The sequence below is a fragment of the Bacillus sp. FSL M7-1345 genome (assembly GCF_038006985.1).
GTDB classification, from domain to species: Bacteria; Bacillota; Bacilli; order Bacillales; family Bacillaceae_G; genus Bacillus_A; species Bacillus_A cereus_U.
This window is the reverse complement of record NZ_JBBOWG010000001.1, coordinates 873,953-895,052: the sequence shown is the minus strand read 5'-3', so window position 1 is coordinate 895,052 and position 21,100 is coordinate 873,953. Positions and strand designations below refer to the sequence as shown.

Here is a 21,100-nt window from a genome sequence, read left to right as displayed (position 1 = left end):
TTTTGGAATTAGAAACTATTTTCAATAACTACTTAATTATTTATAAATCCACTTCTATGATTAAGCCCGCGCTTTTAATCGCTCAAACTGTTTCGCTAATTCTTTTTGAATCCCTAACGCTCTCTCTCTTTCATGATGCTTAGAATCTGCTAATTGATCCACTGTTTCAGATAATTGTAAAACTAGATTTTTTAACACTTCCATGCGTTCACTAATATCTACTTCTATATTATCACGATATTTTCGAATATCTTCTGAAACTCCGTTCAACTCACTTTGATAATTAACCACTGTTTCATGAAACTCATCTCGTGCATCATTTCCATTTTCTATTTCTTCAATAACGTGTTTAACCTGCCTATTTATTTGACCCTCCAGGTCTTGAATAGTATCAATTAACTTATTAAAACCTTGCGATAAATTATCATTAAGGTTAATAGAGGATTCATTTCCTTTCTCAATTGTTAACGAAACGTGTTCTAATGATTTTTGCTGGGATTGAATCATAGTATCATTAACTTTAAGTTGTTTCTCTGCAATAGCCTGTAATGATTTCATTTCCCCTATAACATCATTTGATTGCTGAATTATCAACTCATATTCTTTATTGTGATTTGTGTTTATTGTAACTTGAACCTCTTTCACGCCCTCGTCTATAGACGTTTTTATGTCATTTAATTTTTCATCATTTGATTGGACTAACTTAGTAAAAGCCTCTTTTTGTTGACTGGACATTCCCTTTAAAACATCTACTATTTCATTTTTTTCTGCACTTATGCGCTTTTCTCTAAAATAAACACCTACCGCTATAAGCACACCCGCCCCACAAAGAATAACCAATTGTATCCATGCGGTATTTTCAAAAAATGTAGTAAATAAAGCTCCTATTAAAACAATAGCACTAGAAAATAAAATACTCTCTTTATATTTCAAAATCACTCAACCTCTTTCCTAACAAAACTTATCCAACTATCTATCGTTTCTTCAAAAATGTTTAATACTTGAACATCCTGAACTTTATTCTCTTTAACAAGTACTTCTTTTACATCTTGCCATTTTAATTTCTCATCCGCAGTTGCCAATCCTTCAAATAATAGTTCACATAATTGAAGCAAGTATAATGTTTTTTCTGCAATTGGTAATGGACGAATTAATTCAATCCATATTTCTACATCGGGTATTAATTCAGGAGTATTTCCTTCAATATATTCTAGTAATTCTTTCTCTAAGTGAAGCCAATTTGCTTCAAGACTAGTAAGCATCTACATCCTCCTTTTTTTCAACCATGTATCAAAAAAACATTCTACTTGTTTAATACACTCTTCTTGCGGAGGAACATCACGAACAAAATAGTAATAATTATGTACCTTTTCAACTAATACTGGCACAAACTTTTGTATAGAGAAACCATTTAACAACCAATATTCATCTAACATTTGCATAGCAACTTGGTCAATTGTTTGCCGCCACATCTGTTCTTTACTCCCTATATTTTCTTCTTTTAGCGCACGTTGTAAACCTAGCCTCAGACCCTTTGGTAGCTTCGGTACACTATGTACTAACCTTTTTATTTCATTTGAAATATTAGAAGTCCCCCTCAACAGAAGTTCATATGAAAACTCTTGATAAGAAACGGACCAATCAAGCTCCCACTCATCTTCGATTCTATGATTCCAGCCAACAATTCCTGCTACTTTCTTTTGCTTTAATAGACTTCGCATCCATATTTCAGGTTTTCCTAATGAAAAAATAATACATTTTTTCAGGTCCTCCTGATAAAACTTAATCATTTTAGGTGGAACATAACAAATAGTAATATACTTCAATAACGGATCTGGACATCCCCATATAGCATCGATTTCCGAAAAATAATTGGACTCACCAAAAGTTAAAAATATAATATCCTTCGGTTCCTTTATATATTGAAATGGGCCTTGTCTTTTCTGGATTTCATCAATTCTTCCCGTTATGTATACAACTAGCGGTGCAGCACTTTTAGGTCGAGATGGCAATTTACGATCAAAATCCTTTCCAATTTGACCAAGTTCATACAACTCACTCCAAAGAGAAATAGTAGTACTATTACTATTTCTCTCTAATTCTATACAATTCGAAATCCATTCAATAACGGGAACCATTTTATTGACCATGGTAAATCTCCTGTTTTATATCATTACAAATAGTAAGTTCATTATGCATAATATCGAAACGCTCATTTATATTCTCCATATTCAATTGGGCTGATTCCTCAACAGATACTAATTGGGCGATGCCTCGAGACATTTCCTCTTCATAATAAGACGGAAGCATTTTTTCCAACATTAAATAAACTCTATCAGTCTCAAGTTTTATCCAACTTTTATATTTCTCTTGCTCATTAGAACCCAACATACTTATTTGCTCATGCATACTTTCTTCAAATTTCATCTTATTAAACTGTACTTGGTTATTACGCATTGTTCTTTCTACCTTTTGTATTTCTTCATTTTTCTCTTGCTCAATTCGTTCAATTTTCATTTCAACATTTCGTACAATAGTAGTATTGGATTTTTGTTGTTCTTTCAGCTGATTTAACTCGTCTTTCTTCCTTTGAAATTGACTTTCCAGATGCTGCTGTTTCATAAAGAATTTTTGCCTATGGTTAATGTCCAATGCCTTATCTGCTTTCCTATTTTCATCGATAGCTGTACCAATGGCTGTTGCTGCTGTTTCAAACGGACTTAACCCTTTCTCTATTACTGCCAATGATTTCAATCCTACTTTTTTAAAGATTTCTTTCCCACCAGTTTTTACGGTCTGTTCAACAACCTTTTTACCCGCTTCTTTTGCCACTTGTTTCGTAAGTTGATTAGTAGCTTTTTTACCAGCTTCTTTTGTAACTTGTTTAGCCAGTTGACTAGTCGCTTGTTTCCCTGCTGTTTTTCCAGCCACTTGAGCCCCAGCAGAAACTCCCGCTGTGACATAAGCTGCAGCAATGGATATAGCAACATCACCAACAAATCCAATAGACTTCATTATTTTTTTCGCTTTATCCGGATCAAAATCTTGGTCTACGATATATTGTGGTACATACTCCTCTTGTACTTGCTCCTCTAATTGGCTAATTTCTAATCTTAATTTTTCTATTTCTGCATGCGACACATCCTCATTCGCGTCACTTAATATATGATTCAAACGTTGTTCTTTGTTATCATATCGAGTAGTGATTTCCTGTAAACGTTCTTCGTACCTCTCTTGCAACTCTTCAAAGCTAGGTTCTTGGAATTGAATACTCAAACCTGACCCTTCTAGTTCAGATAATTTATAATGATTTTTATCCTTTAATATAGGGTTTAGCTTCTCTTCAAATCTTTGATATATTTTGTTTCTAGATGTCAATAAATGGTATTCGATGATTTGTTGTAATTCTTCTCCATTATTTCTTTTCTCGTACATTTCATGCACTCGCGTCTTAATTTCTTTGATTACTTCGCTTAATGTCGCCTCAATAAAGCCATCCGCATCTACTTGTAAATGTTTGAGTGCTTCTTTTAGAACAGATAGCTCTTTCTTTACATGATCATCCAATTTAGTTTTTTCCATTTCAATTTTTCGTTTTTGATCTTGAAGCGCTTGTTTATCTTGTAAATTTGTAAGCTTCAACACCTGTATTTCATTTTGAATAGAAAGTATGTGCTTTTCAATTAATTCACCAATAGCATGCATAAAACGGGATTGCTTTAGTTCCTTAATGTTACTTGTTATTTGTGGAATAAGGTCTTCTTTAAATTCGGAAAAATTAAATCCTGTTTTAGCAGATATAGCATATACTGAATATTTCTTTCCTAATTGTTCAGCTAAGTTCTCTTCAACTTGCTTTCGAACTTCTTCAATTGTTTGCCCCTGTTCCTCATCAATACGATCCACTTTATTTAAAATAAAGTACAAGTTAGGCTGATAGATCATTAAATCTTTCAAATAAATAATATCCTCTACCGTTAAGCCTTGCCATGGCAAAACATATATAGCAGCATCCGCATCAATAATTGCTTTTTTCGAAGCCTCAACATGAGCAGCAAACTTCGTATTTCTTCCTGGGGTATCAATAAATTCTACGTGTCTTAGCCATTCTGGTTCTGAAAGTGAAACATTAATCTTTTCAATTCCACTAACATTTCCTCCTGCGACTAACTCATGGAAACTTTCCATAGAGACATTCTCTACACTGCCATCAATATACTTCAATTCAATTTTCTCTTCGTCTCCATAATGGATTGAAGTCACAATTGCAGTAGTTTCATTTGTATGTGTCGGTAAAAATTTTTCTCTTCCAATTATTTTATTTAACAACTCAGATTTCCCAACGCTAAACGATCCAAACACTCCAACAACGGCATGATCTATTTCCGATTGTGAGATAAGTTGATTAAATGTTGCTCTTTTTTCCGGTGATAACTTTAACTGTTCTATACCATTTTTAAAATCTTTCATAATTTCCCCCTAATTAAAGTGCTTCTACTAACAAACTCACTACATTGCCTTTTTCTTGTTCAGCTTTAGTACGCACTATTTGCAAATTTCCTCTATATACTTCTTGTTTCTGAGCATTTTCTTGCAATAATTTTTCTTTTGAATCAAGATCTTTTAATTTAATATTCAGCTCTATATCTTTATTTTGAATATACCCTTCAATTTCTTGACGGGCTAAAGTTAATGCATCGAGCCCTCTTAATAACGATCGATATTCACGACGAAGGCTCTCAAAAACATCTTCAATTTCACGAATCACTTTCTTTTTCTCTCTTGATAATCGACGTTCTTCTAATTTTGTCCTTTCTCCTAATCTCTTTATCCTTTCCTCTTCTTTTCTTTTTTTAAATTCTTTCCTTGCCTCAAAATAATCTTGAGTTGTTTCAAACTCTGAATCATTTAATGCTAGCTCATTTTCCAATTGATTTTTACTAGCCAAAATCTTTCTTTCTTTATCTTCATTTTTGTCCATTAATTCTTGTTTCTCTTTCACCTTCCTTACATAATCTTCACTAGGTACATCAACCATACCTTTCTTATCACGCCAAAATCTTCTTTTCTTAATCACTCCATATTCTTTTCTAGTAGCATCCGTACTTTGTAGTAACTTATTTAAAAAATCATCCTTTCTTTGATACTGACTTTTCACCAGATTTCCCTCGGATTTCAAGCCATCTAATTCATACTCTAATTTTTGTTTTTGTTTCAACAGTTCTCTTTGTTCCTCTAAAGCCGCAGCTTCTTCAGAAAACTGCTCGTTTATAAATTTAATATCCGTTTGAGAACTTGCTGTTGCTAGATTTTTCTCAATCATGATTTTTTTACTCGTTAAAGATTCTATTTTATTGTTGGAATACTCTTCAATAGATACTTCAAAATCAGTAATCTCTCGTCTCATTTGCATCTCTAATTGATTAGATAGATCATTTATCCCTTGATCAACTAGCTTCTGAAATGATTTATTCAAATTAATCATTATATTAGGTGCTTCATCCTCTAGGTCTTCAATGAGTTCCATCTCACTAATTTGCTCAACAAAAAACTTTTTCTCATGCTCTTTACGCTCATTGAAATCTTTCTCATGCTCGTATACAACATCTTGAAATAGATTTTTTAAATTTCGCTCTTGATCTTGTAATTGTAACTTTCTTAGTTCAACTTCTTCTGCTAATCTTTCCTTTTCTTTTTGTAACACCTCTATACTTATTTCACCTGAAATGAGTACTTCAATTTGATTCATTTTATTTTGGAGTTGCTCATAGAAACTACTCAATGCATTATACGGTGCACGAATTACATCTTTAGTCTTTTCGCCTTGGAATAAATACTCTTCTAGACGAGATTCAAATTCCGCGAAACGAGAAGCTTCAATCAACTCTTCACTTGACCATCCCTGCCATCTCTTAGTCATTGTATTTTTATCTCTTCCTTTAAGCGCTTGCAATGCACTTATTGGAAATACTTTTGCATACTCTTCAGGAATACTTTGATAATCATTGACTTTTAATGCAGATTCTAATGAATTGACTACATCGGAAATTTCATTTTCTGGCACACCATCCATTCGGTTTCCAACAAAGAAAATTCGGTCAATCGAATCAGATAAATCTTTCAAAAACATAAATTCTGATCGCTTACCTGGCTGTTCCATATTAAATAATAAAACACTCGCATTGGATTTTTTTATTTGCTCCTTCGTTATTTTTTCATGCTCAGGATGTAAAGCTTGTAACCCTGGTGTATCAACTATAACAACACCTTCTGTTAAATATTTTGAATCAACAAAAATATCAACATGAGAAATTTCCTCAACAACATTATGCTCTTCACTCATCTCAGTTACATACTTTTCAAGTTGATCGAAAGATGCTTCTACTTTATTTCCATTAAAAAAGTTGATTACCGCTTTTTCTGTTCCATCACCTTGTTCAACATGCCTAATAAAATTTATAGTCGCTGTTGTCGGAGTTACTTTACTTGGTAAAACATTTTTTCGTAAAAGCGCATTTATAAACGTTGATTTTCCTGTTGAAAACTCACCGACAACCACTATTTCAAACCGATTATCTTTCCAATTCTTCCATTGAGTATTCAATATCGCTCGCTCTTCATCCATCATTACATAGTCACCAAAATATTCTTCAGTTTCTTTTGTAAGGGCTAACGCTTTCTCAAAACTATGGTTAAGATTTTCTACATGCTGATTCCATTCATTTCTTGTATTCATGTAACCATTCCTTTTTTATCGAATTAATTGCAACTCTTCTTGTAAAGCCTTCTCAACAAAACGAATAAATCGCTTTTCAATATTAGTAGTATGATAATTAAACTGCTGCATCATATGATTTTCTTGTATCTTCCATAATGCGATTATTTCATCTTCTAGCTGTCTATAAAAATTTTGTGCTACTTTTTGCTGATTATCAATAACATCCATTAAATCATCGAACAATGTGTCTTCTAGATTCTCTAGTTCCATTATTAATTTATCAATTTCGTTTAACACATTTTGTTTTATTGCCTTTATTTCATGTCGGATATTATCAAACTCATTTAATTTCTCTTCGACAGCTCTCTCATAGTTTTCACTTAAAGCTTCTATATCTTTTTCCCAGCGATCCGAGTCCGTATAATCATAGCCAACAACTACCTCTTTTCTCCAAAAGAGTATTCCTTTTTTAGTCCTTTGCTCTCTAGGCTCTGGCCTTTGTCCCTTATTTTGAACGTTTCTATTATAGTCTTCTTGCAAATCCTTTAAAATTTCCTGATTCCCTTTCTCTATGCTCTTTTCATCAAGTGTTATTTGTACTAATTTCTTTTGATTCTTGATACGTTCTTCTTCTATCGCTTTTCTCTCTTGTTCATAATTTATAAAAAGGCTATCATCACCTTCAATATTTCGTTTTCTAAATTTAACTTCCTTAATCTCCTGTATAAATTCCGGCCAATTCAATTCAATACTCCATTTACCAGCCTCTAAATTTTCAATAAACAGCGAATCTTCTTCTTCAATTGTTTTTGCAACATGCTCATACAATTTCGTAGTAATCTCCTTGAAGTTTCCTAATATCTCTTCATATCTTCTATTCATTTTTTCATTGTACTGCGTATACTCTCTTTTCAAATCATCACTAGATGCAAAATTCATACGTATATCTTGCATAAGTCTTTTTCTTAAATCTCCAAACGACTGTATAACCTCTTTTTTATATTCTTGATTATTCTGAGTTACTTCAAGCCTTAGGTCTTCTATCACCTGTAAAACACTTTTCTCACGATACCCTAATAATTCTAGCCCGTATTCCCTTACAAGGTCATATTCACGATTTAATAACAATCGCTTTCTTTGTACACGTAATTGTCTCTGGCGCTCTATTTCTGCATTTTCTTCCAGCTCATCTTCTTCAGCTTCCAAAATATTTGTTTCAAGTACTTCTAAATCGTAATGGATAGACTCAATTTCTGAAGCAATATACTCCTGATTGTTCACATACTTCATTAAAGCTTCTTCTAACTCTTGTATATTTGATCGTTCTAATAAACTTGAATCCCCTGTCTGCTTTGCTTGAAGCGCTTCAGTTGAAGATACTGAATATATTTTTATAGACTTAGAATAATCTATTTCTTGTTTCAATTTATCCTGCACACTACAAATGACAGATTCCAATTCTCCTTCAGTTAATCCATCAACATGAGTTGCTACTATAAAAACTTTTTTTCTTCGATTCATTAAATCCTTCAGTAAAGACAAATCCGTTTGATCTATCCCTTTTTGTCCATTAAATAAATAGAGAACAGAAGAAGCTTTTTCAAGTTCCTTTTCCGTTACAATAAATGCCTCTTCAGTTAAAGAGTTAGCACCAGGTGTGTCGACCAAAAAAAGCTGATTATCTAAAAACTGTAACGGCCAATAAACATCAACAAACTCTAACTCTTCTTCCTCTCCTCTTCCTTGAAACGTTGTATATTGATCTAAAACACTTACATCTGTTATAGGTAATTCTTTCTTTTCTCCAGTTTTATAGTGTAGAACAATATTCCTCATTTCATCATTCATACACTTATGAATCCGGGTCGTCACTTTTGTAGATTCCATCCGTCTTGACGCTAAAAGTTTTTCTCCTAACAAAGCATTTAGCAGCTCTGATTTACCGACACTAAATTGCCCGACCGCCACAATGCTACTCGTAATACTGTTAATTCGACTATGTAAAACTTGAATTTCTTCCCCAAAAAACAAATCATCTTTATATTTGTTTAATAACAGAGATATTCGTTCACTTAATTCCGACTTATTCATTGGATTTACCAACCTCATTCTTATAATATTTATGCAATTTTAATTTTGGTAAGTTTTCAACATCTCCTCCAAACTCTCCCTAATCTCCTCCCGAAACTCCACAGGCTTCAACACCTCAACAAAAGGTCCTTGGCTTAGTAACCACATTTTAATTCCTTTACCAAATACCTTCGCTTCAATGATTGCACCATCGTCATCTTGAGATACGACACGTGCAGTTGGGAGGCGATCTAATACAGCCTGTAATGATGCACCTGAAAAACGGAATGTAATATCCATCAATGGTCCTGATTGCATAAATTGAATCTTCTTTCGAAATTCACCTTCTTCGAAACGATCTGTATAATTAACTTTGAATCGTTCCTCTTGAATTTCATAGTTTGCAATTCGATCCATTCGATAAATCGTTGGGAACTCGAAGTCATATTCTACTGGGAAAGCTACTAAGTAAAAATAATACTCGGAAAACAGTATTCCTACCGGTTTTACCTTTCTTTTAACTGCCTCTACTGCAGCTTCTTTTTTATATTCAATTTCTAATATTTTCTTCGTTCTTACTGCATCGCTAACATCCCATATCATTTGAAGTAAAGAACGTTGATGTTGCAACGGTTCATAATGATGACGCTCATTTCTCATAACCTCTTTAATAAAATCACGAACATTCGATGCCGATTGACTGATAATCTTATCGAGCAACGTGTTCATTTCATCCTTTGAAAAAGCTCTTGTTTCTAAAAGGACTTTTCCTAATGATAAAGCTTCTTCTTTTGTAAACCATATCTCACTATTACGTGATAAATGAAATTTTTGTCTTTTTCCATCATGTTCTAAACTCAATGAATTGGTGTGATGCATTTCTAAATATAACAGCACTTCATCTAAATCTCTTTGAATCGTTTTTGGATGAACTCCAAAATTATCCTTTTCATCTTTCTTTATTAACACGTCCCCCTTACATAGACGGTCATATAAAGACAAAAGTCTTATTGTTTTTTTCTCACGTTCATTCAAACTTCCCATCCACCTTTATAAAAACGTAATATAAAACTATTTAAAATTAATTCCTTCAATTATAGAAACTATCCTTATTCTTCCACTTCATTACACGATTACTATACCATGGGAAGGTGGACAATTTTTGTCCGCTTTTAGTATTTTCTTGGAAAATCTATTACAAAATTTGTCTTTCTATTCTAGTACCATGATTATACTATTTTTTCCTTATAAAGTAATATAGTTAATCCTTAACACTATGAAAATAACAACCAAAATTCTTTTAAAGTCCAACCAATCCGACAGTGCACAAAAAAGACCACCAAAAGGCAGCCTCAAAACTCAATCCTATTCCCCACTCCACGCTCCACCGCTTTTTCATACAAATACTTCGCAACGATAATATCTACTACCGCTAAACCTACTGATTTGAAAATAGTAATCTCTTCATCGTTCTCTCTACCAGCTTTTTCCCCGCTAATGATTTGACCAAGTTCGGCGTGGATGTTGCTTGCCTCAAATAAGCCTTCTTTTATCGGAACTTGAAGGTCACCCGTTTCTTCTAGTGCTGCTTCTTTTGATTCAACTACTACTTTGTTTGCGTTAGCGATGGCATGGGATGGTAGTTCTTGCATGCTCGGTCTGAATGAACCGACGGCGTTTATGTGGACGCCTTTTTGCAATGTTTCTGTGAAGACTGGTGTGGATGCATTCGTTGTTGTGACGATGATGTCTGCTTCGCTTATTGCTTCATTTGGACTCCTGTAGACGTAAGCTGGTTTATTGAACTTCTCTTGTATATATTGTGCGAATGCATACGCTTTTTCTTCCGTTCGGTTATATAAAATGATTTTTTCAATGTCCCTAACGGCGAGTACAGCTTCTGCAATTCCTTTCGCTTGTTCCCCTGTACCGATAATACATAAGTTTTTCGCGTTATGACGAGCTAAATGTTTTGTTGCTACACCTGATAATGCGCCCGTTCGAATCATCGTTAAGTAGGATCCTTCTAAAAGCGCAAGCGGTTCTCCCGTTTGAAAATCTGATAGCATAACGATCCCATTTATCGTTTTCTTTCCTATCTTTTTATTATGAGGAGCTACTGTTACTACTTTTAAGCCGAGTGCTTCAAGTCCTTCCGCTACTGAAGGCATAATTAATGCGGTATTTTGCTCGTTCGCAAATGGTAATGAGCCGCGAATTGGTGTAATCGTTCTTTCTGCTGAAAATTCTTTTAAAGCAAGCGCCGCGTATTCAATGACTTCATTCATATTTACTAAGTTTTTTTGTTCGTTCGCGCTTATGACTAGCATATTTGTTCACCCTTTTCTAAATTCTTTTCTTCACTAGATGTGATATTTTCATTCACGACCTGCGCTCCTACTAAATCACCCGTAATATTTACAACTGTGTGGCCCATATCAACGAGCGGAGAAACCGCCGCAATGATCGGGATAATTGTTAGCGGGAGCCCTAGTGTAGAAAGTAAAATGGTCGCGGTAATAACGTCCGCACCTTTTACTCCAGCGCAGCCCGCTGCAAGGACAATTCCTAAAAATACAGTTTGCAGAATAAGCCCAAATGTACTCGGAATACCATATACGTTTAATGCGAAGACCGCTAAAACACCGAGCGCTGCTGATAGTCCGTTCATATTAACAGTAGCTCCAAGTGGAATGGTGAAACCAGCTACCGATTCAGGGATACGAAGTCTTTTTTGCGCAACTTCCATCGTTACTGGAAGCGTTGCGCTACTTGATGTCGTACTAGCAGCTACGAGCATAGCTGGACTCACTTGTTTGTAGAAATGAATTGGGCTTATCTTCCCGAAAACTTTCAGTACAATTGGGTACATAATGAACACAATGAGTAGCAATGATAAATAATCAGCTACTACATAACTAACGACTGCAGTAAGCATGTCAGCTCCAAATGTGCCAACTACATGAGCAATTAACGCCATAATTCCGTATGGGGCAAATCCGATAACGAGCTCTGCAATTTTAATCATGACTCCTGATCCTTCATGCACTAATTTACGAATTCCTTTCGCTTGATCCCCAAGAAGAATAAGTGCCACCCCGACAAAAATAGCAAAGATAATAATTTGAAGCATACTCGTTTCTGAAGCTGCTTGAATGACGTTAGAAGGAAACCATTGCACGATATTATCTACAAAACTAAACTTCTCTTCTTTAAAGTTCTGCCCATTCGCAAGAAGACCTTCTACTCCTTTACCAGGGTTGATAATAAAAGCGATCACTACGCCAATGCTTGTCGCTAATACCGCTGTGACTGCATAGTAAATAAAAATTCTGCCGCCAATCGCCCTTAACATTTTCGGATTTTCAAGCTGCGCGATACCTGAGACGATACTTAAAAAAGTTAAAGGAACAATAATCATTTGTAATAAGCGAATAAATATATCCCCAATCGGCTTTAAAACAGCTACTTTCGGTCCAAATGCTATACCTAAAACAATACCGATTAATGCCCCTATCAAAATTTTCACAGGTAAATTTTGTTTTCGCCACCACTTCATCCAAAGGTCCCTCCCTTAAGAAAACATTAAGCTAACAAAAACCCCCGATTCAAATCATCCCTCGGATCTACAACAAACTGATGGAATCCTGTAATAAATGCATTTCCCGTTACTTTCGGAACGACAGCTTCATATTTATCTACTTCTGTTACCGACAATACTTCTCCCTCAAATTTGCCGTCAGTAATGCATTCGTGGATGAAAATCTCTCCTTTTTGTAAGGCATCTTTTTCAAAAAGGGTTGCGATTCTTGCGGAAGTTCCTGTGCCACAAGGGGAACGGTCTACTTGCCCATCAGCAAAGATCGTGACATTTCGTAAAGTAGCGTCTTTTTCTTTCGGTTCATCTGAGAAAATAACGCCGTATATTCCTTTTAAATCTTCTTCAAGTGGGTGCTTTACTTCCATTTGACTTTCAATATAATGTTTAATTTTACCGCCCCACGTTTGAATAGCAGATAAGTCTTTGAAATCTACTTTCAAACCAAATTCTTTACAGTCTACAACAGCGTAGAATGCTCCGCCAAACGCGATATCTACTTGGAATTCATAGTCATCTATTTTGATAGGAACGTCTTTCTTATATACGAACGAAGGAACGTTTTCAAACGATACTGACTCTACTTCGCTCCCATTATATTTTGCGTACGCAATAACTTCCCCAGCAGGGCTATCAATAATGAATTTTTGTTTTTCACCTGTCACTTCAAACATACCCGTTTCAATTCCAACTGTAATAACAGCAATAATGCCATGACCACACATCGTACTCCAGCCTTCATTATGCATAAATAACACGCCAAAATCAGCGTGAGGACTTGCAGGCGGAGTAATGATACAACCGTACATTCCGTGATGTCCTCTCGGTTCATACATAAGAATCTCACGAAGATGATCCAAATGTTCCATGCAGTACGCGCGTCTTTCTAGTTGTGTTTCTCCCTTTATCACTGGCACTCCGCCCGTAATAATTCGAAGTGGTTCCCCAGCTACGTGAGCATCAATTGTTGTGTATATTTTACTAACCTTCATTTCTATCTCTCCTTCATATCTTTATACCATTTCCATTGCAAGTATCATGCCAACGTGCAGAGCGTTAATTTGTTTACATTTTTCAGAAAAAGGTGTATCCTTTTGGCAACAAATCTGTATACCACTGTCTACTTTTTTATAAATCCCCTACTCATTATTACGGGATAAATTCTTTTGGAGGCCACGTTATGAAACAATTCGATAACTTTGCAGTTCCAACGTTGCATACACTCCTCTCTTACGTGGAAGAAGCGATTTCTATCGTAAATACGAAGGGCGTTATGTTGTACTGGAATGAGGCAGCAGAAAAAATGTATGACATTAAGAAAGAAGATATTATCGGTAGAAATGTGCAAGAGTTTTTTTCAAAGGAAGATATTATGAATTTGAAAGTTCTTGAGAGCGGGCAACCGGTCCGGGATATTTATCATCTTCCTCGGCCAGATAAGCACGTATTAATTAGTACGACTCCTATTTATGACGAAAGCAATGAATTAATTGGATCTATGTCTGTAGAAAGAGATATTACCGCAACGATTAAGTTAAATGAAAAACTATCCTCCACTTCTGAAGAATTACAGCAATTAAAGCAACTGATTCAACATCAACAAGATGACCCCTTCAGCACGATTAAAGGAAATAACGCAACACTTCAGCACATAATCCACAACATGAAAAAGGTAGCAAAAACAGATGCGACGATTTTAATTACAGGCGAAAGCGGCGTTGGGAAGGAACTCTTTGCCCAGGCCATTCATGAAGCAAGCCTGAGAAGTAAGCAATCTTTTATCCCGATTAATTGCGGTGCTATTCCTGCCGCTTTATTTGAAAGTGAGTTATTTGGTTATGAATCAGGAGCTTATACGGGAGCCGCTAAGGGCGGAAAAGCAGGAAAGTTAGAATTAGCAAATGGAGGAACTTTATTTTTAGACGAAGTGGGAGAACTCCCGCTTGATATGCAAGTGAAGCTACTTCGCGCTTTACAAGAAAAAGAAATTTACCGGATTGGCGGACAAACGCCAAAAAAAATAAACGTAAGAATTATCGCCGCAACAAATCGTATTTTAGAAGACATGGTGCTCAGCGGGACATTTCGATCTGATTTATTTTATAGATTAAATGTTTTCACAGCGCATATCCCGCCATTACGGGAACGGACGGACGATATTTCCTTCTTAACTCATCATTTCTTAAAGGAATTTTCTTTTAAATATAACAAGCCCGCTCCTTTCGTTCATCAAGAAGCTATGAATAGACTGCATACATATTTTTGGCCGGGTAATATTCGCGAACTGCGTAATATAATAGAAAGATTAATTGTCCTTCATGACGGGAAAGAAATACGGGAAGCAAATATTTTGCAGCTATTGCCTTCGCAAAAATCTGTTCATCATACAGAGCGTTCACTCACTGATGAGAAAAAGAACTTAGAAAAAACCAGAATTATACAAGCTCTCGAAGACACGTACGGAAACAAAAGCATCGCTGCGAAAAAATTAGGTATGTCCCGGGCTAATTTATATAAGAAACTGAAGAAGTATGGGATTACTTACGAAGTAGAACATTAATCAGTGTGGGGGCCTACAACCAACCCCACACTCTACAAAAATATATCAGCGATTATCCAATTATATCGACCACAACTCCGAATATATCGACGTTTCGACAAACTTCGCGTTTTCACACCCAATAACCACCAACTAAATACAGAATAAAGTCCATATCCACCAACCAATCCCACAACCAGCACCCGCCAAGGACACTCGAGCATCCAAAATTAACCCCCCCCCGAAACCCGGGGGATCCATCAAACCCTAACCGCCACCACATCCGGCACTTGCTTAGCAATTTCCTCACCAATCTTTATACTAGCCGTTGCGGCTGGAGATGGTGCATTACAAATATGCAGAGAATTGATGCCAGGGATAATGCAGAAGTCATCAACCATATTTCCGTTTGATAAGATGGCTTGTGCTCTTACCCCTGCATGCGTTGGGACGATATCTTTTTCTGTTAGTTCTGGTATGAGGCGCTGTAAGCTTTTTAGAAATGATTGTTTACTAAATGAGCGCACCATTTCTTTTATGCCTTCTTTCATATTTGGCATCGCCATTTTCCAGAAGCCTGTGTATGTCATTGTTTCCATGAAGTCTTTTATGTCGAAGTCTTTTTTCGTGTAGCCTTCTCGCTTAAAGCTTAATACTGCATTTGGTCCTGCATGTACGTCTCCGTTTATCATTCTTGTGAAATGAACACCTAAAAACGGGAATTCTGGATTTGGAACGGGATAGATTAAATGTTTTACGAGATGGCGTTTTTCTGGGACAAGTTCGTAATATTCACCACGAAACGGAACAATTTTCATATCCGTTAATATTCCTGTCTTTTTCGCAATGCGATCACTATGTAATCCAGCGCAGTTAATGAGAAATTTCGTTTTAAATACACCTTGATTTGTCTCAATTGTTACAGCGTCTTTCTTCTCAGTAATACGCTCTGCGGTTGTTCCAAAATGTACTTCCCCACCGCTTTCCTGAATTAAGCGAGCAAACGCATAACTTACTCCTCTATAATCAGCAATCCCACAAGAAGGAACACGGATTGCCCCAAGTCCTTTTACATGAGGTTCAATTTCAGCTAATTCTTCCTTATCTATTTTTGAAATATGTAAATCGTTTTGTAAGCCTCTTTCATATAAGTTATGTAAAAGAGGAAGTTCGTCCTTTTCTGTAGCGACAATTACTTTTCCGCACATGTCATAAGCGATGTCATTTTCTTTACAAAATTGAACCATAGCTGCGTTTCCTTCTTTAGCAAACTTCGCTTTATAACTCCCTGGTTTATAGTAAATTCCAGAGTGAATTACACCGCTATTATGTCCAGTTTGATGATGTGCAAGTTCCTTTTCTTTTTCAATGATCGCGATTTTCGCACGAGGGAATTTTTTCGTTAAAGCCATTCCAGTTGAAAGCCCAACAATTCCTCCGCCAATAATTATAAAGTCATACATCCTACTTCCCCCTTAATAGTATAAAAGGCAGGTCTCTTTAAAAGACCCGCCGTACATATTATTTAGAAAAACAACCACGTTGACGCATTAGTTCTCTATATAAATCTTTATTTTTCTCAAACGCAGCTCTTCCGTGCATCCAAAATAAATTGTTTAACAGAACTAAGTCACCAATTGGTAATTTCAATGCATGTGTTGCTGGTGAGTTTTCAACAGAATATGATAAGTCTTTCAGATAGTTTGCTTGTTCAATATTATCTGGATAAGCGAACTGATCAATAAAACAAATACATGGTGCGTTATTCACATCAAAAAACGTTTCACGATAGACGATTTCTTGCGCATTTTTACTTGGTGGTGCTTTATACGTAACTTTAACAGATGCGAGCGAATGATTTCTAAATTTCTGAAGATCTTCCCAATCGTCTAAATGTAGTAAACGGGATTCCCCTCCTACTGCATTTTGCTCTTCAATTTTCATCATAAGAAGCCAATCTGTCGGTTCATCAACGAATGTACCGTCTGTATGAAGTGTAAACAATCGGTATGCTTGACGAAGGTAAGAATCACTGCTATCTGTATCTTTCACATTAAATCTAGCATAATACGTTCCTGTCATTGCATCAAAGTTTGGCTCCCCGATTAAATGTGTTAACGCTGTTGCAAATTTCACGTAGTCTGCTGGATCTGCCGTTTCACCTTGTACCCCAATTGTAAATCCGCCCGTTTCACGGTCATGAACAATGCCGCGAATGTTATCCATAAATGATTGCCCAAAAATCTTTCTCATTCCATCAGCAAGATTAAACCGAGAATAAGGAATGTATTGTAATGACTGCTCTGAATGCTCTTTTACCTCTTCAAAAAACTGCTTAAGCAATTGCTGATTTAACACAATATGGTATAAACGCTTATGCTCTGGATGAGGAACAATCTCATATCCCTCATATTTCTTTGCAAATTTCATCTTCGTACTTTGTTCTGTAATAATCGACATTTCAATTCCTCCCTAATTTAAATATGAAGAACTTATTGACGTTTTTTACAGACAGTTATCCTTATCTTCTTATGCTGAGATTCGGTCTTACTGCCCTAACATCAAAAAAGCCAGTCATACGCATCCACGACATAAAATCGTAGAAACGTACAACTGGCTCATAATTACGAGTGTTCTTTAATCTCTTAAAGTACAATAATAATAGACAGTTTGTATGAAAATATTTGTAAAACAGGAAAGCAAGATCGAATATAGAGAAGGCTAATTTCTCGTATGGATCTTATTAATTAAATAATAATTCATAATATTCTAACTGTCAATTCGTTTTTTATTATTTTCTCGACATACTTTATACGTTTTAAAAATCCCCTTACTTTCTACGCACCCTCTTTTTTTCATCTCTTGTTTTACAACTTGCGCTTCATTTAACTTTTTCATATTCCTTGCCTCCTCAATATAAAAAACCAGTCGTATCCCTTTAAAAGAAATACAACTGGCTCTCGTTTATAGCTATACAAACTAGACAGTTTTTATGGTGTTGTTTCCTCGTACTCTCCTCTGGGCTGTTCATCATTTAAATAACTTACGTATTGGCGATGTAAATCCTTTACCGCACTAACGATAGCATTTTGCGCTTTTCCTTGATAATGGTCCATAATATCTTGAACGATTTCTTCAATACCATCTTGCAAACTATGTCCTCTCAACATTTGAGCGACGAAGTCTCTACCATGCTCTGTCGCAAGCGTACATGACGCTTCAATAATGACATGATATTTATGATCTGCCTCAATTGTAATTGTTAGTGTCTCGTACATACTGCGAACAGCCATCCCTTTCGGAAGTCTCGAATGTCCTGCCATAAAAAATGTCCCTTTACGCATATTTCATCCTCCGTTACTATGTTTTTTATCGCTTATACTTGATCTACGTATACTGTCTTTATTCTCGTATAAAATTCTTTCGCCGCTTTTCCTTGTTCACGTGGGCCAGCACTAGAGTTTTTCATTCCGCCAAACGGAACTTGTGGTTCTGCTCCTGCAGTTTCTGAATTCACGTGTACCATTCCGACTTCCATATCATCAATAAACCTTTGCGATAAACTTAAATTATTCGTACAAATCGATGCACTGAGTCCGTATTCTGTATCATTCGCTAAAGAAACTGCTTCTTCATAACTATTCACTTTAAATAAACATATAACTGGACCGAAAATCTCTTCTCTCGCGATGCGTGCATCTTTATCGACATTTTCAAAAATAGTCGGTAAAACATAGCACCCTCGCTCCAGTTCAGATTCGCCTGGCACGCTGCCTCCATACAGTAAAGAAGCCTCTCCTTTTCCTACTTCAATCATCGATAAAATAGATTGCTGCTGACCCTTGGAAACACATGGGCCCATAAATGTATCCGGTTCTAGCGGGTTCCCAACTGTAAGAGCTTCAGTGCGCTGCAACAGCCGACCCTTGAACGCTTCATAAATGTCCTCTTCGACTATTACTCTACTTGTTGCAGTACATTTTTGCCCTGTTGACATAAACGCACCTTTTATCGCAATACTTACCGCCTTTTCAATATCGGCATCTTTTAATACAACTAACGGATTTTTTCCGCCCATTTCTAATTGTACTTTTTTCTGAGTTTCAACCGCTGCTTTTTGAATGATGTTTCCAACGTGATTAGAACCAGTAAAGGATACCGCTTTTATATCCGGATTTCCCGTTAATTCTGCTCCAACTTCAGAGCCTTTTCCGAATACACAATTTATAACGCCTGCTGGAATGCCTGCCTCATGAAAGGCATTTACAAGATGGTACACCGATTTTGGCGTAACTTCAGCCGGCTTAATGACAATCGTATTTCCGTAAATAAGTGCCGGCGCCATTTTCCACGCTGGAATCGCAATTGGAAAGTTCCACGGTGTAATTAATCCAACTGGCCCTACTGCTACACGTTTACTGTAAAGCATTGTACTTTCATTAGCAGACGGGATGAGCTCTCCGATCGGCTGATTTGCTTCCCCTGCATAATATTCAAGAATGCTAATCGCCCGCTTCGTCTCTCCTATTCCTTCCGCAATCGTCTTTCCTTCTTCGCTTGTTACATCCCGGCCAATTTCATTTACCTTTTCTTTTAAAATAGCTGCCGCTTTCCATAAATAACTTGCTCTTTCTTGAAACGATAACTTTTGCCATTTATGAAAAGCTTCTTTCGCTGATGCGATTGCTACTCGTGTATCTTCTACTGAACTAAACGGGAATTCACCTAGTACTTCCCCGTTATGCGGATTATAATTTTTCACGTATGCATTCGTAGAAGGTTCTCTCCACTCACCGTTTATATAATTGAAAAACCTCATTCCCCTGCCCCCACCATTTTTATTTTGATAGTTTCGCAATAGCAGCTTCTAAAATAGTAAGCCCTTCTTCAAGCTGTTCATCTGTTATAACGAGAGGCGGTAAGAAGCGAAGTACGTTACTATAAATACCAGCGCTTATCGTAATGACCCCTTTACTATGCGTTTCCTTCATAATCGCTTTAACCTCTTCTGCTGCTGGCTCTTTCGTCTCTTTATCTTTTACAAGCTCAATTGCAGTCATAGCACCAAGGCCTCTGACATCACCAATTAGTTCATATTTATCTTTCCAGCTATTAAACACTTCCATCATGCGCTCGCCAATTTCTACAGCACGATTTACTAAATTCTCTTCTTCGATTACATCTAAAACAGCTAATGCAGCCGCGCAAGCAGCCGGACTTCCTGAGAAAGTACCACCTAATTGACCTGGCCCAGGTGCATCCATCAAATCCGCTCTTCCTGTTATTGCGCTCAGCGGCATTCCAGCAGCGATTGATTTCGAAAAAGTCATTAAATCAGGAGCTACGCCGAAATGATCCATTGCAAATAAACTGCCCGTACGAGCGAAACCAGTTTGAATTTCATCCGCAATCATAATAATTCCATATTTATCACAAATATTTCGAACACCTTGCATGAACGTAGTCGTCGGAACGATAAATCCACCTTCTCCTTGAAGCGGTTCCAAAATAATCGCAGCAATATTATCACTTGCTACTTCCTCTAACATAAAGCGTTCGAAATACGCTAAAACTTGCGCGTCTACTTCTTCTGGTGTCAGTCCTTCTTCAGCGCGGTAATAGTACGGATATGGTAATTTGTATACTTCTGATACAAACGGCCCAAATCCATGCTTGTACGGTTTCACTTTACTTGTCAGTGACATCGTCAAAAGTGTACGTCCGTGATATGCACGCTCAAACGAAACAATCGCGCTTCTTCCAGTAGCTTTTCTCGCAATCTTCACCGCATTTTCTACTGCTTCTGCACCACTATTCGCAAACATCGTTTTTTTCTTAAAATCACCTGGCGTTAACTCATTCAGTCTTTCAGCTAATGCAATATAACTTTCATAAGGCGCTACGTGAAAACAACTATGAATAGAAGATTCCACTTGATCTTGAATCGCCTTTACTACTTTCGGATGACAATGCCCGACGTTTTGCATACCAATTCCGCCCGCAAAATCGATTAACTCATTACCATCTACATCAGTAATAATCGCTCCTTTTGCTGATTGCACATACAACTCTGTAATATTGTAAGGCCCTTCTGGCACCGCATTTTTTCTTCTTTCATGTAATATGCTAGATTTTGTAGTTGTAATATCTTTCTTCTCTTTCAACATGGAACATT

At 36.4% G+C, this 21,100-nt stretch carries 17 protein-coding genes; 1 reads left to right on the top strand and 16 read right to left on the bottom strand.

Annotated features, from left to right (window positions below):
- Nucleotides 1-60: 60 nt before the first annotated feature.
- The 10 genes from MHB76_RS04570 to MHB76_RS04525 all read right to left on the bottom strand — a co-directional run bounded on the left by MHB76_RS04570 (nucleotide 61) and on the right by MHB76_RS04525 (nucleotide 13,378).
- Nucleotides 61-939 (bottom strand): hypothetical protein, encoded by an 879-nt coding sequence (locus MHB76_RS04570; RefSeq protein WP_340985810.1) that lies wholly within the window; start codon nucleotides 937-939, stop codon nucleotides 61-63.
- On the bottom strand, nucleotides 936-1,262 hold the full coding sequence (locus MHB76_RS04565) for a hypothetical protein (RefSeq protein WP_340985809.1): 327 nt from the start codon (nucleotides 1,260-1,262) through the stop codon (nucleotides 936-938). The genes MHB76_RS04570 and MHB76_RS04565 overlap by 4 nt, the downstream gene beginning before the upstream one ends.
- Nucleotides 1,263-2,150 (bottom strand): hypothetical protein, encoded by an 888-nt coding sequence (locus MHB76_RS04560; protein ID WP_340985807.1) that lies wholly within the window; start codon nucleotides 2,148-2,150, stop codon nucleotides 1,263-1,265.
- Nucleotides 2,140-4,470: a dynamin family protein gene (locus MHB76_RS04555; protein WP_340985805.1), complete on the bottom strand. Its 2,331-nt coding sequence runs from the start codon at nucleotides 4,468-4,470 to the stop codon at nucleotides 2,140-2,142. Before MHB76_RS04555 ends, MHB76_RS04560 begins: the two co-directional genes overlap by 11 nt.
- 13 nt (nucleotides 4,471-4,483) lie before the next feature.
- A complete protein-coding gene (locus MHB76_RS04550) occupies nucleotides 4,484-6,736 on the bottom strand; it encodes a dynamin family protein (RefSeq protein ID WP_340985803.1) in 2,253 nt (750 codons plus the stop codon).
- Nucleotides 6,737-6,751: 15 nt separating this feature from the next.
- A complete protein-coding gene (locus MHB76_RS04545) occupies nucleotides 6,752-8,809 on the bottom strand; it encodes a dynamin family protein (protein WP_340985801.1) in 2,058 nt (685 codons plus the stop codon).
- 39 nt (nucleotides 8,810-8,848) lie between these two features.
- Complete coding sequence (locus MHB76_RS04540; RefSeq protein WP_340985799.1) at nucleotides 8,849-9,832, bottom strand: helix-turn-helix transcriptional regulator; 984 nt, start codon at nucleotides 9,830-9,832, stop codon at nucleotides 8,849-8,851.
- A gap of 308 nt (nucleotides 9,833-10,140) precedes the next feature.
- The gene (locus MHB76_RS04535) at nucleotides 10,141-11,118 is read right to left on the bottom strand and encodes an ornithine cyclodeaminase family protein (RefSeq protein WP_199709790.1); all 978 of its coding nucleotides are present in this window, start codon (nucleotides 11,116-11,118) and stop codon (nucleotides 10,141-10,143) included.
- Nucleotides 11,112-12,347, bottom strand: coding sequence for a dicarboxylate/amino acid:cation symporter (locus tag MHB76_RS04530; RefSeq protein ID WP_340985797.1), 1,236 nt, complete (start codon nucleotides 12,345-12,347; stop codon nucleotides 11,112-11,114). Before MHB76_RS04530 ends, MHB76_RS04535 begins: the two co-directional genes overlap by 7 nt.
- 26 nt (nucleotides 12,348-12,373) lie before the next feature.
- Nucleotides 12,374-13,378, bottom strand: coding sequence for a proline racemase family protein (locus MHB76_RS04525; protein WP_340985795.1), 1,005 nt, complete (start codon nucleotides 13,376-13,378; stop codon nucleotides 12,374-12,376).
- Nucleotides 13,379-13,566: 188 nt separating this feature from the next.
- Here MHB76_RS04525 and MHB76_RS04520 point away from each other — a divergent pair, with 188 nt between their 5' ends.
- Nucleotides 13,567-14,946 (top strand): sigma-54 interaction domain-containing protein, encoded by a 1,380-nt coding sequence (locus MHB76_RS04520; protein WP_340985793.1) that lies wholly within the window; start codon nucleotides 13,567-13,569, stop codon nucleotides 14,944-14,946.
- Between the two features lie 239 nt (nucleotides 14,947-15,185).
- Here MHB76_RS04520 and lhgO read toward each other — a convergent pair whose 3' ends face one another.
- From lhgO to gabT, 6 genes are all read right to left on the bottom strand, one after another.
- Entirely contained in the window at nucleotides 15,186-16,388 is a 1,203-nt protein-coding gene (lhgO, locus tag MHB76_RS04515; RefSeq protein WP_340985789.1) for an L-2-hydroxyglutarate oxidase, read from the bottom strand.
- Nucleotides 16,389-16,446: 58 nt separating this feature from the next.
- Nucleotides 16,447-17,385, bottom strand: a complete 939-nt coding sequence (gene glaH, locus MHB76_RS04510) for a glutarate dioxygenase GlaH (RefSeq protein ID WP_002114772.1) — start codon at nucleotides 17,383-17,385, stop codon at nucleotides 16,447-16,449.
- 309 nt (nucleotides 17,386-17,694) lie between these two features.
- Nucleotides 17,695-17,823 carry a hypothetical protein gene (locus MHB76_RS04505; protein ID WP_275958484.1) on the bottom strand — a complete coding sequence of 43 codons (129 nt, stop codon included), beginning with the start codon at nucleotides 17,821-17,823 and terminating at the stop codon, nucleotides 17,695-17,697.
- 92 nt (nucleotides 17,824-17,915) lie between these two features.
- Nucleotides 17,916-18,269: a DUF3870 domain-containing protein gene (locus MHB76_RS04500; protein ID WP_002134650.1), complete on the bottom strand. Its 354-nt coding sequence runs from the start codon at nucleotides 18,267-18,269 to the stop codon at nucleotides 17,916-17,918.
- Nucleotides 18,270-18,301: 32 nt separating this feature from the next.
- Nucleotides 18,302-19,744 carry an aldehyde dehydrogenase family protein gene (locus tag MHB76_RS04495; protein WP_340985786.1) on the bottom strand — a complete coding sequence of 481 codons (1,443 nt, stop codon included), beginning with the start codon at nucleotides 19,742-19,744 and terminating at the stop codon, nucleotides 18,302-18,304.
- 19 nt (nucleotides 19,745-19,763) lie between these two features.
- Complete coding sequence (gabT, locus tag MHB76_RS04490) at nucleotides 19,764-21,092, bottom strand: 4-aminobutyrate--2-oxoglutarate transaminase (protein ID WP_199709786.1); 1,329 nt, start codon at nucleotides 21,090-21,092, stop codon at nucleotides 19,764-19,766.
- Between the last annotated feature and the right edge of the window lie 8 nt (nucleotides 21,093-21,100).

What these genes read in the sequence shown, in the direction of transcription:
- MHB76_RS04565 (WP_340985809.1), bottom strand. Translation starts at nt 1,262, where the DNA reads ATGCTTACTAGTCTTGAAGCAAATTGGCTTCACTTAGAGAAAGAATTA.
- MHB76_RS04560 (WP_340985807.1), bottom strand. Translation starts at nt 2,150, where the DNA reads ATGGTCAATAAAATGGTTCCCGTTATTGAATGGATTTCGAATTGTATA.
- MHB76_RS04555 (WP_340985805.1), bottom strand. Translation starts at nt 4,470, where the DNA reads ATGAAAGATTTTAAAAATGGTATAGAACAGTTAAAGTTATCACCGGAA.
- MHB76_RS04550 (WP_340985803.1), bottom strand. Translation starts at nt 6,736, where the DNA reads ATGAATACAAGAAATGAATGGAATCAGCATGTAGAAAATCTTAACCAT.
- MHB76_RS04545 (WP_340985801.1), bottom strand. Translation starts at nt 8,809, where the DNA reads ATGAATAAGTCGGAATTAAGTGAACGAATATCTCTGTTATTAAACAAA.
- MHB76_RS04540 (WP_340985799.1), bottom strand. Translation starts at nt 9,832, where the DNA reads ATGGGAAGTTTGAATGAACGTGAGAAAAAAACAATAAGACTTTTGTCT.
- MHB76_RS04535 (WP_199709790.1), bottom strand. Translation starts at nt 11,118, where the DNA reads ATGCTAGTCATAAGCGCGAACGAACAAAAAAACTTAGTAAATATGAAT.
- MHB76_RS04530 (WP_340985797.1), bottom strand. Translation starts at nt 12,347, where the DNA reads ATGAAGTGGTGGCGAAAACAAAATTTACCTGTGAAAATTTTGATAGGG.
- MHB76_RS04525 (WP_340985795.1), bottom strand. Translation starts at nt 13,378, where the DNA reads ATGAAGGTTAGTAAAATATACACAACAATTGATGCTCACGTAGCTGGG.
- MHB76_RS04520 (WP_340985793.1), top strand. Translation starts at nt 13,567, where the DNA reads ATGAAACAATTCGATAACTTTGCAGTTCCAACGTTGCATACACTCCTC.
- lhgO (WP_340985789.1), bottom strand. Translation starts at nt 16,388, where the DNA reads ATGTATGACTTTATAATTATTGGCGGAGGAATTGTTGGGCTTTCAACT.
- glaH (WP_002114772.1), bottom strand. Translation starts at nt 17,385, where the DNA reads ATGTCGATTATTACAGAACAAAGTACGAAGATGAAATTTGCAAAGAAA.
- MHB76_RS04505 (WP_275958484.1), bottom strand. Translation starts at nt 17,823, where the DNA reads ATGAAAAAGTTAAATGAAGCGCAAGTTGTAAAACAAGAGATGAAAAAA.
- MHB76_RS04500 (WP_002134650.1), bottom strand. Translation starts at nt 18,269, where the DNA reads ATGCGTAAAGGGACATTTTTTATGGCAGGACATTCGAGACTTCCGAAA.
- MHB76_RS04495 (WP_340985786.1), bottom strand. Translation starts at nt 19,744, where the DNA reads ATGAGGTTTTTCAATTATATAAACGGTGAGTGGAGAGAACCTTCTACG.
- gabT (WP_199709786.1), bottom strand. Translation starts at nt 21,092, where the DNA reads ATGTTGAAAGAGAAGAAAGATATTACAACTACAAAATCTAGCATATTA.